The 16552-nt window shown below is 63.7% G+C and carries 15 protein-coding genes; 6 read left to right on the top strand and 9 right to left on the bottom strand.

The features are described from left to right. The first annotated feature begins 112 nt into the window (after positions 1–112). Positions 113–2380, top strand: coding sequence for an OPT family oligopeptide transporter (locus LK539_RS21810; RefSeq protein ID WP_227803158.1), 2268 nt, complete (start codon positions 113–115; stop codon positions 2378–2380). 48 nt (positions 2381–2428) lie between these two features. Here the strand turns inward: LK539_RS21810 and LK539_RS21805 are convergent, their stop codons facing one another. Then, complete coding sequence (locus LK539_RS21805; RefSeq protein WP_227803157.1) at positions 2429–3346, bottom strand: NAD-dependent epimerase/dehydratase family protein; 918 nt, start codon at positions 3344–3346, stop codon at positions 2429–2431. Positions 3347–3451: 105 nt separating this feature from the next. On the opposite strand from LK539_RS21805, the gene LK539_RS21800 reads away from it, so the two are divergent. After that, a complete protein-coding gene (locus tag LK539_RS21800; RefSeq protein WP_227803156.1) occupies positions 3452–4351 on the top strand; it encodes a LysR substrate-binding domain-containing protein in 900 nt (299 codons plus the stop codon). Between the two features lie 64 nt (positions 4352–4415). Here LK539_RS21800 and LK539_RS21795 read toward each other — a convergent pair whose 3' ends face one another. Continuing rightward, positions 4416–5915 (bottom strand): peptide MFS transporter, encoded by a 1500-nt coding sequence (locus tag LK539_RS21795; protein ID WP_227803155.1) that lies wholly within the window; start codon positions 5913–5915, stop codon positions 4416–4418. Between the two features lie 257 nt (positions 5916–6172). On the opposite strand from LK539_RS21795, the gene ppnN reads away from it, so the two are divergent. Beyond that, on the top strand, positions 6173–7543 hold the full coding sequence (gene ppnN, locus LK539_RS21790; protein ID WP_227803154.1) for a nucleotide 5'-monophosphate nucleosidase PpnN: 1371 nt from the start codon (positions 6173–6175) through the stop codon (positions 7541–7543). Between the two features lie 61 nt (positions 7544–7604). Here the strand turns inward: ppnN and lysS are convergent, their stop codons facing one another. The 3 genes from lysS to prfB all read right to left on the bottom strand — a co-directional run bounded on the left by lysS (position 7605) and on the right by prfB (position 10939). Next, positions 7605–9143 carry a lysine--tRNA ligase gene (gene lysS / locus LK539_RS21785; RefSeq protein ID WP_227803153.1) on the bottom strand — a complete coding sequence of 513 codons (1539 nt, stop codon included), beginning with the start codon at positions 9141–9143 and terminating at the stop codon, positions 7605–7607. Positions 9144–9168: 25 nt separating this feature from the next. Next, positions 9169–9831 (bottom strand): HAD family phosphatase, encoded by a 663-nt coding sequence (locus LK539_RS21780; protein ID WP_227803152.1) that lies wholly within the window; start codon positions 9829–9831, stop codon positions 9169–9171. Between the two features lie 3 nt (positions 9832–9834). Beyond that, positions 9835–10939, bottom strand: a protein-coding gene (gene prfB, locus LK539_RS21775) for a peptide chain release factor 2 (RefSeq protein WP_227803151.1) whose coding sequence is annotated in 2 segments (ribosomal slippage) — positions 9835–10857 and positions 10859–10939 — 1104 coding nt in all. Because the reading frame shifts where the segments join, the coding sequence is not laid out codon by codon here. 196 nt (positions 10940–11135) lie between these two features. On the opposite strand from prfB, the gene LK539_RS21770 reads away from it, so the two are divergent. Beyond that, positions 11136–13097 carry a bifunctional 2',3'-cyclic-nucleotide 2'-phosphodiesterase/3'-nucleotidase gene (locus LK539_RS21770; RefSeq protein ID WP_227803150.1) on the top strand — a complete coding sequence of 654 codons (1962 nt, stop codon included), beginning with the start codon at positions 11136–11138 and terminating at the stop codon, positions 13095–13097. Further along, positions 13094–13483 carry a hypothetical protein gene (locus LK539_RS21765; protein ID WP_227803149.1) on the top strand — a complete coding sequence of 130 codons (390 nt, stop codon included), beginning with the start codon at positions 13094–13096 and terminating at the stop codon, positions 13481–13483. The genes LK539_RS21770 and LK539_RS21765 overlap by 4 nt, the downstream gene beginning before the upstream one ends. Positions 13484–13498: 15 nt before the next feature. Here LK539_RS21765 and LK539_RS21760 read toward each other — a convergent pair whose 3' ends face one another. The 3 genes from LK539_RS21760 to LK539_RS21750 are packed head-to-tail and all read right to left on the bottom strand — an operon-like array spanning position 13499 to position 14953. After that, positions 13499–13819, bottom strand: a complete 321-nt coding sequence (locus LK539_RS21760) for a DUF2288 domain-containing protein (RefSeq protein ID WP_227803148.1) — start codon at positions 13817–13819, stop codon at positions 13499–13501. Between the two features lie 13 nt (positions 13820–13832). Beyond that, positions 13833–14513 carry an RES family NAD+ phosphorylase gene (locus tag LK539_RS21755; protein ID WP_227803147.1) on the bottom strand — a complete coding sequence of 227 codons (681 nt, stop codon included), beginning with the start codon at positions 14511–14513 and terminating at the stop codon, positions 13833–13835. A 2-nt stretch (positions 14514–14515) separates the two neighbouring features. Beyond that, complete coding sequence (locus LK539_RS21750; protein ID WP_227803146.1) at positions 14516–14953, bottom strand: MbcA/ParS/Xre antitoxin family protein; 438 nt, start codon at positions 14951–14953, stop codon at positions 14516–14518. A 159-nt stretch (positions 14954–15112) separates the two neighbouring features. On the opposite strand from LK539_RS21750, the gene LK539_RS21745 reads away from it, so the two are divergent. Next, complete coding sequence (locus tag LK539_RS21745; RefSeq protein ID WP_227803145.1) at positions 15113–15544, top strand: DUF4440 domain-containing protein; 432 nt, start codon at positions 15113–15115, stop codon at positions 15542–15544. Between the two features lie 9 nt (positions 15545–15553). Here LK539_RS21745 and LK539_RS21740 read toward each other — a convergent pair whose 3' ends face one another. After that, positions 15554–16522 carry a GlxA family transcriptional regulator gene (locus LK539_RS21740; RefSeq protein WP_227803144.1) on the bottom strand — a complete coding sequence of 323 codons (969 nt, stop codon included), beginning with the start codon at positions 16520–16522 and terminating at the stop codon, positions 15554–15556. Between the last annotated feature and the right edge of the window lie 30 nt (positions 16523–16552).

Here is a 16552-nt window from a genome sequence, read left to right as displayed (position 1 = left end):
GACGCATTGTATCTTGCGCATTCTAAGGCTTCAAACCGCTTTTCTTCCATATCGCCATGTGCGATAGTCACGCCTTAAGTCTTACCAAAGTATGAATTCCAAGGGACCGTCCATGCCTTACGACTCGCCGCCAAGCTCGCCCCCGAGCGCCTTCAAGCCCTATATCCCGGCCAGCGCGCAGCTGCCGGAGATGACGCTGCGCGCCCTGATCATGGGCACCGTGCTGGGGATGATCTTCGGCGCCTCCTCGCTCTACCTGGTGCTGAAGGTGGGCCTGACGGTGAGCGCCTCGATCCCGGTGGCGGTGATCGCCATCACCCTGTTCCACACCGCGAAGAAGTTCGGCGCACGCGAATCGACCATCCTGGAAAACAGCATTACCCAGACCGCGGGTTCCGCCGGAGAGTCGCTCGCCTTCGGCCTGGGCGTCACCATGCCGGCGATCATGATCCTCGGCTTCGACCTGGAGATCTCGCGCGTCATGCTGGTGGGCGTGCTGGGTGGTTTGCTCGGGATCCTGATGATGATCCCGATGCGCCGCACCATGATCGTCGACGCCCACCGCGAACTGAAGTACCCGGAAGGCACCGCCTGCGCCGAGGTGCTCAAGGCCGCCGCCACCGAGACCTCGCGCATCGCCGCCGGCGAAACCCGCGAAGACGGCTCCGACGCCGCACGCGAAGCCAAGCGCCGCGCCATGCTGATCTTCGGCGGCTTCGGCATCGGCCTGGCCTACAAGACCCTGAGCGTCTCGTTCAAGGGCTGGCGCGACTATGTCAACTTCGAGTTCGGCAACCCGCTCAAGGGCGGCTCGGCCGGCGCCGAAGTCTCGCCCGAGCTGCTGGGCGTCGGCTACATCATCGGCCCGCGCATTGCGCTGACGATGGCGGCCGGTGGCGTGCTGTCCTATCTGCTCCTGATCCCGATGATCAAGTTTTTCGGTGACCTGCTCACCGTGCCGCTGGCGCCAGCTACCACCCTGATCCGCGAGATGGGTCCGGACGACATCCGCAACGCCTATGTGCTGTACATCGGCGCGGGCGCCGTGGCGGCCGGCGGCCTGATCTCGCTGGTGCGCTCGATGCCGACCATCTGGAAGGGCTTGACTGGCGGCCTGTCCGGCATCGGGAAAGGTTCGGCGGCTGACAAGTCGAAGCGCACCGACCAGGACATTCCGCTCAAGTGGGTGTTCATCGGCTGCCTCGCCATCATCGCCGTGATCACGGTCGCCACCCCTCTGCACATGAACCTGCTGGGCGCGCTGCTGATCCTGGTGTTCGGCTTCCTGTTCGCCACCGTGTCCTCGCGCCTGACCGGTGAAGTGGGTTCTTCCTCGAACCCGATCTCGGGCATGGCCGTGGCCACGCTGCTGTTCACCTGCCTGATCTTCCTGGTGATGGGCTGGACCGGCGGTCGCTACTACGTCACGGCCTTGTCGGTCGGCGCCATCGTCTGCATCGCCGCCAGCAACGCCGGCACCACCTCGCAGGACCTGAAGACCGGCTTCCTGGTCGGCTCGACGCCGCGCCTGCAGCAGTACGCGATCCTGTGCGGCGCCTTTGCCTCGGCCCTGATCCTGGGCCCGATCCTGCTGAAACTGAACGAAGCGGGCACCGTCTATGTGCCGGCGGCCCAGGTGGCGCCCGGCCTCACCGTGGACGCCTCGAAGCTCACCGAGACTGCGAGGCTAGCGGGCCCGCAGGCGGCGACGGACAGTAAGACCTACAAGGTGTGGCAGAAGAGCGATACCGCGGGTGGCCCGGCCGGCAAGTACCTGGTGGCGGACGACGGCAAGCTGGCCTACCTGGTCGACCCGGGCATCAACGGCACCCACAAGGTCCGTCCGGACGGCACCGAAGTGAAGAAGTACGACGCGCCCAAGGCCGTGCTCATGTCCTACATCATCAAGGGCATCCTCGACCAGCAGCTGCCCTGGACCCTGGTGCTGTTCGGCGTGATGATCTCGGTGGTGCTGGAGATGGCGGGCGTGCACGCGCTGGCCTTCTCGGTGGGTGTCTACCTGCCGCTGGTCTCGACCCTGCCGATCGCGATCGGCGGCCTGGTGCGCTGGGTGGCGGACCGCCGCAACAACAGGCTGCCGCAGTTTGCAAAGCTGAACGAGGAAGAGCGCCAGGCAGCCGGCGACCGCAGCTCGGGCACCTTGCTGGCCTCGGGCTATATCGCGGGCGGGGCGCTAGCCGGCATCATCATCGCGATCACGGCAGGCGTGCTCACCGACTTCGACAGCCGCATGGCCAAGTGGGCGGAAGCCTCGAACCCCTTCTTTGCGGGGCCGGATTCGCACCTGCTGACCCTGATCCCGTATGCTTTGATCATCGCGCTGCTGTACTGGGTGGCGCGGGAAAAGGCGCAGCGCTAAAAGCACATGGCCCGGAGCGATCCGGGCCATGTTTGTATCCAGGCTGCCTTAGATGAAGGCCAGGTCGTGATGCCGGATCACGTCCTCCAGCCATTCCTTGGTATGGCCGAAACGGTAGCCGAGCGCCTTGGCGCGCGCGGTGTCGAGCACCAGGGGCGTGGCGAAATCGAAGGGCGAGAGCAGTCCCGGCGCCTGCGCTGCCACTTTCAGGCTGCGCGGCGTCTCGTCGAGCACGTCGGCGATCCGCGCATGCAGTTCGCAGGCCGACAGCGCGCCGTCGGACGCGGCATTGACCGGACCGCGGAAGTCCTGCATGCCGGCCCAGGCAAGGAAATCGGCTGCTTCCTGGGCTTCCATGAACGAGACCCTGGCTGCAGCGTCGGCGTAGCGCAGGGTGCCTTTCATGCGCACCAGGTCGACATAGTGGGCCAGGCGGCCGGTGAAGTCTTCCGGCCCGCCAAGTACGTGGGCCAGGCGCACGGTCGCCAGCGGCAGGCTACCGTCGCGCACCAGGTAGGCCTCGGCCTGCACCTTGCCGGCCACGTAGCTTTCGATCGCGCGCGCCGGGTCGTGCCATGGATACGTCGTGTCGATCGGCTGCGCCAGTACCGGCAGGTCGCTTTCACGGAAGGCCTCGCGCGGGGCGGCCTCGCGATAGGCGTCGATGGTGGAAGTCATGACATAGCGTCCGACCTTGCCGGCGAAGACGCGTACCGAGATCGCGGCGTCCAGCGGCGAATAGCACATCTGGTCGTAGACGATGTCGAAACGGGCGTCGCGGAAGGCGTTGCGCATCGCATGTTCGTTGCGGCGGTCGACGCGGATGCGCGCGATCCGCTTGCCGAACGGGTCCGGAGCGTAGCCGCGGGTGGCAATGGTCACGCTGTGGCCCGCGCGCAGCAGGCGCTGGACGAGGAGTTTGCCGAAATAACGGGTACCGCCGATCACCAGTATATTTTTTGGCATGACTTTTCCTTATTGGATCGAGTATATTTTCTGCAAAGCAGCAAAAACCTTCAACCGAGAAAAAGTACAGACGTTGAATAAGAAAAACTTATGCATGGAGGCGGCATGAAGCCCTTGCGGAGCCTGTCGGGCCTGATCGACTTCGACTGCGCCGCGCGCTGGGGCAGCTTCAAGCTGGCCGCGCGCGAGCTGCACAAGACCCCTGCGGCGGTCAGCCTGCAGGTGAAGCAGCTCGAAGAAAACGTCGGCTTCCCGCTGTTCGTGCGCCATCCGCGCCACATCTCGCTGACCGAGAAGGGCCAGGAACTGGCGATCGCCACCAGCCGCATGCTGGCCGACCTGCGCGCCAAGCTTGCGGCGCTGCAGCGGGGCGACGAAGAGGCCGTGCTGCGCATCTCGACCACGCATTCGTTCGCGATCAAGTGGCTGGTGCCGCGCATGCACCGCTTCACCAAACTGTATCCGGAGCTCGATATCCGGATCGATTCCAACGATGCGCCGGTCGACCTGCAGGCCGACAGCACCGATGTCGCGATCCGCTATGGCCAGGTGACCGAGGGCGATGCGACGGTGCTGTTCCGGGAGCGCCTGGTGCCGGTGTACAGCCCCGAGCTGCTGGCGCCCGGCCAGGAGGCCTTGGGCCTGGCCGACCTGCCGCAGCATCACCTGCTGGTGGTGCAGTCCCCCGAGGCCTGGCTGCAGCTGCTCAACGAGAACCGCGCGCTCAAGGGCAAGTACGATTTTTCGCGCGTGTACACGCATTGGGGTGTGCTGGTGCAGGCCGCGGTGGCGGGGCAGGGCGTGGCCCTGGTGCCCTACGGGATCGCGTTCGAGGACATCAAGTCGGGCGCGCTGCGCCAGATTCCGTGCAGGAGCGCGCGCTTCGAGAGCGGCTACCGTTTCCTGGTCAATCCGCACAAGGAGCACATGCTCAAGGTGCAACGCTTCCGGGAGTGGATGGTGGCCGAGATGCGCGAGATGGAGGCGACCCTCGACCGGCGCTGATTCTGTCGGACGAAACAAAAACGGCAGCCCGCGGGCTGCCGTTTTCATTGGGACGATTGCCTGATTACTTCACGCCGTGCATCAGTTTCTGGATGAGCGGTGCGAGCAGGAACAGCAGCACGCCGCCGCCCAGCAGGATCCAGAAGCCGAAGGTGTAGCCGTCCAGGGCCGAGGCCACCGACATGCCGCTCTCGCCCGAAACGTGCGAGGCGAAGATGCCCGACAGGTTGTTGCCGATACCGGTCGACAGGAACCAGCCGCCCATGCCCAGGCCGACCAGGCGGGTCGGCGCCAGCTTGGTCACCATCGACAGGCCGATTGGCGACAGGCACAGCTCACCGATCGACTGGATCACGTAGACCATGAACAGGGTCCAGAACGGGATCTTGCCCTGGTCGTCGATCAGCTGGGTCAGTGCGTACATCAGCAGGCCGAAGGCGAGGCCGTTGAAGATGATGCCGAGGCCGAACTTGCGCGGGATCGACGGGTTCACGTTGCGCTTGCCCATGGCGACCCAGATCGCGGCGATGATCGGCGCAAATACGATGATGGCCACCGAGTTCACCGACTGGAACCAGGCCACCGGGAAGATCTTCTCGCCGAAGTTACGGTTGACGATCTGGTCGGCCAGGAAGGTGAAGGAGCTGCCTGCCTGTTCGAAGAAGCACCAGAACAGGATGTTGAAGAAGAAGATGATCATCATGGCGATGGTCTTGTCGCGCGACACCTTGCCTTCGCGGACGCCTTCGACGATCAGCATCAGGGCCAGGATGATGAACAGGATCGACAGCACGATCTGCAGGTTGGCGGCGCCGGCCTGCAGCAGCAGATAGACGCCCGGGATCACCACCAGCGAGCCGACGATGACACCGATCAGGCGCTTCGGGCTGGCCAGTTCGCCGACCGGGGCGCCGATGCCCTTGAGCTGCTTGCGGCCGATGTAGAACCAGACCAGTGCGATCAGCATGCCCACGCCCGAGGCGAAGAACACCGCCTTGTAGGCCGGGAAGGCGCCATCGCTCAGACGTTCTGCCAGTTCACCAGTAATGATCGGTGCGAAGAAGGCGCCGGCATTGATGCCCATGTAGAAGATGGTGAAGCCCGAATCGCGACGGGTGTCGTTCAGCGCGTACAGCTGGCCAACCATGGCCGAGATGTTCGGCTTGAACATGCCGTTGCCGACGATGATGGTTGCCAGGCCGAGCTTGAAGATATCCTGGTTCGGCAGGGTGATCATGAACAAGCCGGCTGCCATGAAGATCGCGCCGACGAGGATCGAACGCTGGTAGCCGATGACGCGGTCGGCAATGAAGCCGCCGAACACGGCGCCGGCATACACCAGCGCCAGGTAGGAACCGTAGGTCAGGTTGGCGTCGGCCTGGCCGACGGCATTGCCGCCGTAGAACTGGGCGACGATGTAGAGCACCAGGGCCCAACGGATGCCGTAGAACGCGAAGCGTTCCCAGAACTCGGTCATGAACAGCATCCACAACGGAGCTGGATGGCCCATGATCTGCTTGAATTCTGGGATCGGTCCCTTGGCTGAAGTAGCTGCACCGCTCATGCGGTTCCTCCCGAAATGTAGTTATCTGACTTGGTGGTTTTGTATGGAATCGCCATATGCACGGAAATTCCAGTTGGCACGCATTTTAGTGTAAATCGGTCATCGCAAGCGAACTTTTTCTGGATGTGGTATTGACGGCCGAAAACGGGGTGATTTGCCTATGAGCCTTGTCCCAATCGGGGCGCAAAAGCTTGCGCTTTGGCGTATATTGGCAACCAGGCCAGTCCGTTTTACCGTTCGAAAGGGATAACAAAACCATGACCCATGAAGTAATCGACGCACTCATCTCTCCGGAAGGCCGCCTCGAAGTCCTGTCGAAAGCCGAAGTCGCCAAGCTGCTCGACACCAGCAAGAGCGGTTTGTACGATATCTTCCGCAAATGCGCGCTCGCCGTGCTCAATTCCGGCAGCTCGATCGACGATGGCAAGGAACTGCTGGAACGCTACCGCGATTTCGATATCAGCATTCTCCAGCGCGAGCGCGGCATCAAGCTCGACATCCGCAGCGCGCCGGCCCACGCCTTCGTTGACGGCAAAATGATCCGCGGTATCCACGAGCACCTGTTCTCGGTGCTGCGCGATATCGTCTACGTCCATTTCGAAGTCACCGACAATCCGAAATTCGACCTGAACCGCCCGGAAGGCATTACCGACGCGGTGTTCCATATCCTGCGCAACGCCAACGTGTTCCAGCCGCAGCGCAATCCGAACATGGTCGTGTGCTGGGGCGGCCATTCGATCAACCGGGTCGAATACAACTACACCAAGGAAGTCGGCTATGCGCTCGGTCTGCGCGAGCTCGATATCTGCACCGGCTGCGGCCCGGGCGCCATGAAGGGCCCGATGAAGGGCGCGGCCATCGGCCACTCGAAGCAGCGCATCAAGGGTGGACGCTATCTCGGCATTTCCGAACCGGGCATCATCGCCGCCGAATCGCCGAACCCGATCGTGAACGACCTGGTGATCATGCCGGATATCGAAAAGCGCCTCGAAGCGTTTGTGCGCACCGGTCACGGCATCATTGTGTTCCCGGGCGGCGCCGGCACCGCCGAGGAAATCCTGTATATCCTCGGTCTCCTGCTGCATCCGGAAAACGCCGAAATGCCTTTCCCGCTGATCTTTACCGGTCCGGCGACGGCGCGCGCGTATTTCGAGCAGATCGACCAGTTCATCGGCCTGACGCTCGGCGCCCAGGCGCAGAAGCGCTACAAGATCATCATCGACGATCCGGACGCGGTGGCGCAGGAAATGTATGCCGGCATCAAGATGGTGCGCGAATTCCGCAAGGCGCACAGCGATGCCTATTACTTCAACTGGCGCCTGAAGATCGATCCGGAATTCCAGAAGCCCTTCCGTCCGACCCACGAAAACATGCGCAACCTGAAACTGCACCGCAACCAGGAATCGCACGAGCTGGCGGCCAACCTGCGCCGCGCATTCTCGGGCATCGTGGCCGGCAACGTGAAGGAAGAGGGCATCCGCGCGATCGAGCAGCACGGCAAGTACGAGATCTTCGGCGAAAGCGCCATCATGGGACCGATGGATGCGCTGCTGGCCTCGTTCGTGGAACAGAGCCGGATGAAACTGCCGGGCAAGGCCTATACGCCTTGCTACACCGTGGTTCAATAAACCCGTCCGGACGAAAAAAAGGCAGCCTTGCAGGCTGCCTTTTTTATTCGATGCTTGATGCTCAGTCTTCCTTGCGCAGGTGCGGGAACAGCAGCACGTCGCGGATATTCGGCGAATCGGTGATCAGCATCATCAGGCGGTCGATGCCGATGCCGCAGCCGCCGGCCGGCGGCATGCCGTATTCCAGCGCGCGGATGTAGTCGGCGTCGAAGTACATCGCTTCGTCGTCGCCGGCTTCCTTGGCGGCCACCTGGGACAGGAAGCGCGCGGCCTGGTCTTCCGGATCGTTCAGCTCCGAGAAACCGTTGGCGATCTCGCGGCCCACCATGAACAGCTCGAAGCGCTCGGTGATGCCTTCGCGGCTGTCCGATGCGCGCGCCAGCGGCGACACTTCGACCGGATAGTCGATGATGAAGGTCGGCTCCCACAGCAGGGCTTCGGCGGTCTCTTCGAACAGCGCCAGCTGCAGCGCGCCCAGGCCGGCGTTGGCGAAAGGCTTCACGCCGAACTTTGTTTTGAGTTCCTGCTTGATGAACTCGGCGTCGTTCAGCTGCACCGAGGTGTATCCCGGCGCGTACTTGTCGATCGCCTCGACGATGGTCAGGCGTTGGAAGGGCTTGGACAGGTCCAGCTCGCGGCCGCCGTAGGTCAGTACGGCACTGCCGTTCGAATCGATCGCAGCCTGGCGGATCACCTGTTCGGTGAAGTCCATGATCCACTTGTAGTCGGTGTAGGCCGCATAGAATTCCATCATCGTGAATTCCGGGTTGTGACGGACCGACACGCCTTCGTTACGGAAGTTGCGGTTGATCTCGAACACGCGGTCGAAACCGCCCACCACCAGGCGCTTCAGGTACAGTTCGGGCGCGATGCGCAGGTACATCTCCATGTCGAGCGCGTTGTGGTGGGTGATGAAAGGCTTGGCCGCGGCGCCGCCCGGGATCGGGTGCAGCATCGGGGTCTCGACTTCCATGAAACCGTGCTTTTCCATGAAGCGGCGCATCGACGACATCGCGGCGGTACGCGCCTTGAAGGTGCGGCGCGTCTCTTCGTTCATGATCAGGTCGACGTAGCGCTGGCGGTACTTGGTCTCCTGGTCGGCCAGGCCGTGGAACTTGTCCGGCAGCGGGCGCAGGGCCTTGGAGATCAGGCGCAGCTTCGTGACCTTGATGGTCAGCTCCTCGACCTTGGTCTTGAACAGCGTGCCCTCGACGCCCAGGATGTCGCCCAGGTCGTAGCTGCGCAGCGCTTCCATGGCTTCTTCGCCGGCGCTGTCGACGGTGATGTAGATCTGGATGCGGCCGCTCGCCATCGGGCCCGAGCTGTCCTGCAGCGTCGCGAACGCGGCCTTCTTGCCCGCTTCGCGGCGCAGCATCATGCGGCCGGCCAGCGTCACTGCCACCGGCTCGGCTTCCAGCTCTTCGCGGCTCTTGCCGCCATGGGTCTCGACCAGGTCCGCCGCCTTGTCCTGCGGGACGAAGTCGTTCGGGAAGGGATTGCCCTGCTGGCGCAGCGCGGCCAGCTTGGCGCGGCGCTCGGCCATGATCTTGTTTTCGTCGTGCGCCACGACGGGCGACTGGTCTTGGTTTTCCGTAGTCATGATTGGATAGCAGTTCTTGTTTGGTTCAGGCGAACAGCAGTTCGGCCTTCAGTTCGGAGAAGTCGCGCACGATGGCGATGACGTTGTCGAACGCGGTAAACGCGTCGCGCGGCAGGGTGGTTGTCAGGACCACGCAGCGCATGCCGGCGCGGCGCGCCGCTTCCACGCCCAGCGGTGCGTCTTCGAATACGATGCAGTGTTCGGGCGCCACGCCGCACAGCTCGGCCGCTTTCAGGAACACGTCCGGGTGCGGCTTGCCGCGCGCAACATCGGTAGCGCCGACGATGGCGTTGAAGTGCTTGCGCAGGTCTAGGCCGTCGAGCGTGAACTCGACGTTGGCGGGTGGCGCCGCGGTGCCGACGGCCAGCTTGACGCCGTTCGCTTTCGCCTGCGCGATCAGCCTGTCGAAGCCGTCGACCGTCTTGCGATGCGGCGCATACAGCTCGCGGTAGACCGATTCCTTCTCGTGGTTCAGCGCCGCGACCTCGTCATCGAGCAGGTGCGCGTCCAGGTAGCTGCGGATGATCTCGCCGCCCTGGCGGCCGGCCGTCGCCCGGAAGAACTCGTCCGGGTCGATGGCCTGGCCACGGCGCTCGAAGAAGGTGATCCACGAGTCGGTGTGGAAGGCCATGTTGTCGACGATGGTGCCGTCCATGTCGAACAGGAAGGCACGTGGGATTGTCGTCATCGCTTATACGCCCTGCTTGAGCGAGGCCGAGATGAAGTCGTCCAGGTCGCCGTCCAGCACGTTCTTGGTGTTGCCGGTCTCGAAACCGGTACGCAGGTCCTTGATGCGCGACTGGTCCAGCACGTAGGAGCGGATCTGGTGGCCCCAGCCGACGTCGGTCTTGGAGTCTTCCAGTTTCTGCTGCTCGCTCATGCGGTTGCGCAGTTCGAGTTCGTACAGCTTCGCACGCAGCATGTCCCAGGCCTCGGCCTTGTTGCGGTGCTGCGAGCGGTCGTTCTGGCACTGCACCACGATGCCTGACGGGCCGTGCGTCAGGCGCACCGCGGAGTCGGTCTTGTTGATGTGCTGACCACCCGCACCCGAGGCGCGGTAGGTATCGATGCGCACGTCGGCCGGGTTGATTTCGATTTCGATCGAATCGTCGACTTCCGGGTACACGAACAGCGAGGTGAACGAGGTGTGGCGTCCGTTGGCCGAGTCGAACGGCGACTTGCGCACCAGGCGGTGCACGCCGGTCTCGGTGCGCAGGTGGCCATAGGCATACTCGCCATCGACCTTGATGGTGGCGGTCTTGATGCCCGCAACTTCACCCTCGGACTGTTCCAGGATCTCGGCCTTGAAACCCTTGCGTTCGCAGTAGCGCAGGTACTGGCGCAGCAGCATCGAGGCCCAGTCCTGGGCTTCGGTACCGCCGGCGCCGGCCTGGATGTCGATGAAGCAGTTGGCGTGGTCCATCGGGTTGCTGAACATGCGGCGGAATTCCATCGCTTCGATGGTCTTCTGGATTTCTTCGGCGTCGCTGCCGATCGATTCCAGCGTGCCGTGGTCGCCTTCTTCCTTTGCCATCTCGAACAGGTCGGTGGCGTCGGCCAGGTCGGTCTTCGCTTTCTCGAGCGTCAGCACGACGCCTTCGAGCGCCTTCTTTTCCTTGCCGAGGTCCTGGGCCCGTTTCTGGTCATTCCAGATGGTCGGGTCCTCGAGCTCCTGGTTGACCTGTTCTAGTTTCTCTGACTTGCGATCGAAGTCAAAGATACCTCCGAAGTTCGGCTTCACGGCTGGTCAGGTCGTTCAGCAGGGCGGAAATGGCGTTGATGCGTTCAGCTTCCATGGTCTTTGGCAGTCTTCTGAATAGGTTGAATCGAACCCTAGATTATACCCCAAGGCGCGATCGGAATCCCTTGGAGCGGGCTGTCTGCTTGCTTCGCCCCTTCTTGCTGCCTTATCATCGACCGGTTTTGTACTCCGGATTCGTCATGGCCCCTCGCTTTTCTTGCAAATTCTGCATCGCGCTCGTCCCCGCGCTCATGAGCAGCCCCGTCCTCGCGGCCAAGGCCCCCAGGGCCGGCACCACGGCCCTGCTGGCGGTGCTGGAGACGACTGACCTGCATTCGAACGTGGTCGGCTATGACTACTACAAGCTGGCGCCCGAGCCCTCGCATGGCCTGGACCGCACCGCCACCCTGATCCACCAGGCGCGCAAGGAATTCCCGAACACGCTCCTGCTCGACAATGGCGACACCATCCAGGGCAACGCGCTGGCGGATTACCAGGCGCAGGTAAAACCGTTGGGCTGCGGCGAAACGCTTGGCATCTACAAGATCATGAACGGCTTGAAGTTCGATGGCGCCGGCGTCGGTAACCACGAATTCAATTATGGCCTGGCCTACCTAAACCAAGTGACCGGCAACCGTTTCCAGGTCAAGGGTGTCGAGCAGCCGAAGAAGTGCGCCGGTCCGGCCTTCCCGATGGTGCTGGCCAACGTCTACAGCGCGCAGACGAAGCAGCCGCTGTTCAGTCCATACGCCATCATCGACAAACAGGTCGATGCGCTCGACGCGGCGGGCAAGCCGGTGAAAACCGTGGTGCGCGTCGGGATCATCGGCTTCACCCCGCCTACGATCATGGAATGGGACAAGCGCTGGCTCGAGGGCCGCGTGTACACCACCGGCATCCGCGAGGCGGCGCAGAAGTACGTGCCCGAGATGCGCAGGAAGGGCGCCGACCTGGTGATCGCGATCTCGCACGGCGGCCTGGACGCCAGCCCCTACACGCCGGCCATGGAAAACGCCAACTGGTACCTCGCCCAGGTGCCGAGTATCGACGCCATGCTGCTCGGCCACTCGCACCAGCTCTTCCCCAGCAAGGACAGCACCGCGCCGCAATTCAACCTGCCGGGCGTGGACAAGGCCAGGGGCCTGGTGCACGGTGTGCCGACCGTGATGGCCAACCTGTGGGGCAAGCACCTGGGCGTTGTTCAGCTGCACCTGAAGCATGACGGCAAGCGCTGGATGGTGGAGCGCGACAAGACCCTCGTCGAGGCGCGCGCGGCGCAGACCGGTGCCAAGGCGTACGTCGAGGCCGATCCGGCCGTCATGGCCTTGGTGAAGGATGAGCACGAAGCGACCATCCGTTATGTGAAGACTCCGGTCGGCTCGACCGAGTTCCGCATGTCGAGCTACTTCGCCGACGTAGGCGACATCTCGGCATTGCAGACCGTGAACCAGGCGCAGAGCGAGTACGTGCGCGCCTTTGTTGCCACCAACCTGCCGCAGTACAAGGATCTGCCGGTGCTGTCCGTGACGGCGCCCTTCAAGAGCGGCGTGGCCGGCCCGAGCGACTACACCGACGTGAAGGCGGGCGACCTGGCCCTGAACAATGCGGCCGACCTGTACCTCTACCCGAATGCGCTGTATGCCGTGAAGGTGAACGGCGCCCAGTTGAAAGCCTGGCTGGAAAAGGCGGCCCAGCGTTTCAACACCATCGACCCGGCAAAGGCGGAGCCGCAACAGCTGGTGAACCTGGCCGTGCCGAGCTATAACTTCGACACGATTACCTCGCCGGACGTGCGCTACGAGATCGACGTGACGCGCGCGCCGGGCGAGCGTATCCGCAACCTGTCATGGCGTGGCAAGCCGGTGGAGCCAGGCCAGGAATTCCTGGTCGCGACCAATAACTACCGCGCCAGCGGCGGCGGCCACTTCCCGGGCCTGGACGGCAGCAAGACCGTGATTGCGTCGCCCGACAACAACCGCGACGTCATGATCGCCTACGTGCGCGAAGCCAAGCGCCTGACCCGTGTCGCCAATGCTTCCAACCGCAGCTGGCGTTTCGTGCCGGTCAAGACAAGCGGCCCGGTGGTGTTCTCGTCGGCGCCGGGCATGGTCGAACTCGCGCACGACGCGGGCCTGCACAACGTCAGCCAGGTGGCCACCGACGACGGCCGCGGCAAGGGCATGGCGCTGTACGCGATCGACCTGTCGAAATGAAGCGCTTGCTGGCAGCGGCGCTGGCCGCTTTGCTGGTGGTCCAGCCGGCCCTGGCCCAGCATGGCGAGGAGGGCGACCTGGCGCTGCGCCGCGCCATGACTTACCGCGACAACGGCAATCCCGGACTGGCGGCGCACTGGCTCGGCGTCGCCGCGGCGCGCGGCATGCCCGAGGCGATGTTCCTGCTGGCGAACATGCTGCTGGAAGGGGATGGGGTGCCGAAGGACGAAGCGGCCGCCAGACGCTGGCTCGCGGCGGCGACCGAGCAGGATTATCCGGAGGCCTGGCAGCAGCTGGGGATGATGGAAAAGGATCCGGAGAAGGCGGGGCAGTATTTCCGGAGGGCGGCGCATGCGCTCACCCACCGGGGGGAGCTCAAGCGCTAAAGCCAGGCCGCTACTTTAGTGCAGCTGCTTCTTCTCCGGCTGCACCAGCACGAACGGGCTCACCACCGACGCCCATAGCGTGGCATCGGATTCCGTCCAGGTCTGCGCCTGCAGGTCGCTGACCTTGGCCACGCTCCCTGCGGCCATCCACTTCGTGATGCTTTCCTTGTCGTCGTGCGCGATGCGCAGGGCCACGTCGATCAGGTCCAGTTCTTCGCTCACATAGATCACCGAGCCGCTGGCGAAATGGCGGGACAGTTCGCTCCACTGGATGCGGCCGGTCTCGCGGTTGATCTTGTCGTGCAGTTCGGTGTCTTTCTCGGGATTCGTCTTCATACGTTTCTACAATCTAGATGATCTCGACCGCCGGTTGCGGCGAGCCCGCCCATGTTAACCGATAGGTCTGCGCCTTGCGCACATTGCCCACCAGTGCGGGCCGGAAGCAGGCGAGGCAGGTGCCGCCCGGGTCGCGCACGCTCGGGTAGATCACGCCCATCGAGCCATGCTCGAGTAGCTCGGCGGCCAGCGCTTGCGACGCAAGGTAGCTGCTTGGGTCGAGGCAGCTTTGGTAGGCGTCCTTTCCGCGCAGGTCGTGGAAGCCCGCGCTAAAGTCGGCCAGCAGCATCTGGTAGCTGACGCTGTCGTCGAAGCGGGCGATCTCTGCATACTCGACCGTCTTGTGGAAGATGACTTCGGCCAGCGCGGTCTCGGCCGCGAAGGCGCAATACCAGGCGCCGCGTTCGCCATCGTTGAAGCGGCTACCTTCCGGCCGCGCATAGGTGAAGGCGGCATTGATGATGCGGAAGTTGGGCACGCCGAACACCAGTTCGTCCATCCCGATCCCGGGCAGCAGGCCGGATTCGCCGCGCAGGCGCTCATTGGTGGCGTTGTCGAGGTCGAACAGGTCGCGCAGGATGCGGTCGTTGTCTGCCAGCGGCGCCAGCACGGAATCCTCGACATCGGCAAAGCGCGAGGGGATCAGGCGGCAGGTGTCGTACTGGCGCAGCTGGGTGAGTTTATGCAGCGGCAAGATCAGAGACCTCCGCGGCGTGCATCCAAGAGCTTGCGCACTGTTTGCATGGCGATCAGGCCGCCGCCCAGCATGTAGGCCAGCGGCGTGCGGCCGCCGAAGACCTGGTTGGTGTTCGGCAGGTGGATCCATTCGTCGGCGAGCTTGTCGCCGTACAGGATGTGCAGGGCTTTATAAATTCCCAGCAGGTAGGAAACGCGCGTAATCCGGTCGACTTCGAGCACGCGGTCGGGATTCTTCTTCCAGTCGTACCAGGACGAGGACGAGAGGCCGCCGAGCAGCTCGCGCGCATCGTCGTCGCGCAACTGCCAGCTTGCCGCCAGCTTGAAAAAGCCCAGCAGGGCCGAACGCGACAAGCGCTCGCGTTCGGACCGTGAATTCAGGTCGACCAGCACCGCCGGCTCAAAGCGGCTCTTGGGGTAGGAGTAGGCTAGGCTCATGGTGTTCTCCGTAATTGGAGCCTTTATACTCCAATTTCGGACCGATTGCAACTACCGGTTGTCAGTCGTGTTGACCCATGACAGAATCGTTAATCTTTCCATATAGAAAAGGCTTAGGGAGGTTTTCGGATGCGCCAAGGTTTGCTTTCCACATCTCTCATGCTGGTCGCGGCACTGGCCAGCACAGGCAGTTCGGCCAGGGAAACGAACGCCGAGCTCAAAAAGCAGGTCATCGAAGCCGAGCGTGGATTCGCCGCCACCATGAAGGCGCGCGATTTCGACGGCTTCACCCGCTACATCGCGGACGAAGCGATCTTCTTCGGGGCCGAGGGGCCGCTGCGCGGCAAAGGGGCGATCGCCAAGGGCTGGCGCCAGTTCTACGACAAGCCGCAGGCGCCGTTCTCGTGGGAGCCGGAAGAGGTCGAAGTGGTGGATTCGGGCACGCTGGCCTATAGCGGCGGTCCGATCTACAACGCGCAAGGACAGCGCATCGGCCGCTTCAATTCGGTCTGGCGCCTGAAGGCACCGGGGCAGTGGGAAGTGGTGTTCGACCGCGGCTCGGACTTCGGCCCGCCGCAGCCGAAAAAATAAGCTGCCGCGTCAATCCCGGCCGTGCATCTCGCGAAACAGGGCTGGGCTCACGCCATAGCGGCGGACGAAAGCCTTCGACATCTGCCCGGCCGTCGCATAGCCGCACCTGGCCGCGATTTCCTTGAGTGAAGCGACGCTTGGCAGCAGCGCGCGGGCGCGGTCCAGGCGCATGGTCTCGATGAAACGCGCCGGCGTTTGCCCGGTGGCGTCCGTGAACTTGCGATGAAAACTGCGCGCCGACATGCTGGCGCGGTCCGCCAGCAGGCTGACTTCGAGCGGCTGGTCCAGGTGCTCGCCGATCCAGTCCAGCAGCGCCGCGAAGCCATGAGACGCCTTCGACTGTGCCCCCAGCACTGGGCTGAACTGCGACTGATAGCCCGGCCGCCGCGCATACACCACCAGCATCCTGGCCACGCTATTGGCCACCGCCTCGCCCAGGTCGCGCGCCACCAGCGCCATGCACATGTCGATGCCGGTAGTGATGCCGGCCGAGGTCCATACCTTGCCGTCTTCCACGTAGAGCGCGTCCGGATCCACCGTCAGGGCCGGGTAGGCGCGGGCGAGCAGTTCCGTTCCCTCCCAGTGGGTGGCGACGCGCTGGCGGGTGACCAGGCCCAGGTGGGCGAGGGCGAAGGCGCCGGTACACACCGAACCGTAGCGGCGTGACCTGGCGCAGGCGCGCGCCATCCAGTCGGCGAAGCCGGCATCGCGCGCCAGGGAGGAGAGACCCGCCTTGTTCCCGCCCGCGATCAGGACCGTGTCGAAGGAGCCGGGGTCTAGTTCGCCAATCGCTTCGGTCAACAGCCTGACGCCGCTGCCCGAGGTGACCGCACCGCCGCACGGCGAGAGAATGTGAATCTGGTAGCTGGGGTGGCCTGCGGCCTCGTTGGCCGCCGAGAAGACGCTGGCAGGACCGGTGACGTCGAGGGCCTGGACGCCATCGAAGGCAATCAGGGCAATCTGGCGGAGTGGGTGCATTGGCAGGATTTAACCAGAGAATGGCATTTC

Origin of the sequence: Massilia sp. IC2-476 (assembly GCF_020707295.1) — a bacterium.
In the GTDB taxonomy this organism is placed as follows: domain Bacteria; phylum Pseudomonadota; class Gammaproteobacteria; order Burkholderiales; family Burkholderiaceae_D; genus Telluria.
This window is presented reverse-complemented; position numbering and strand designations above follow the sequence as displayed.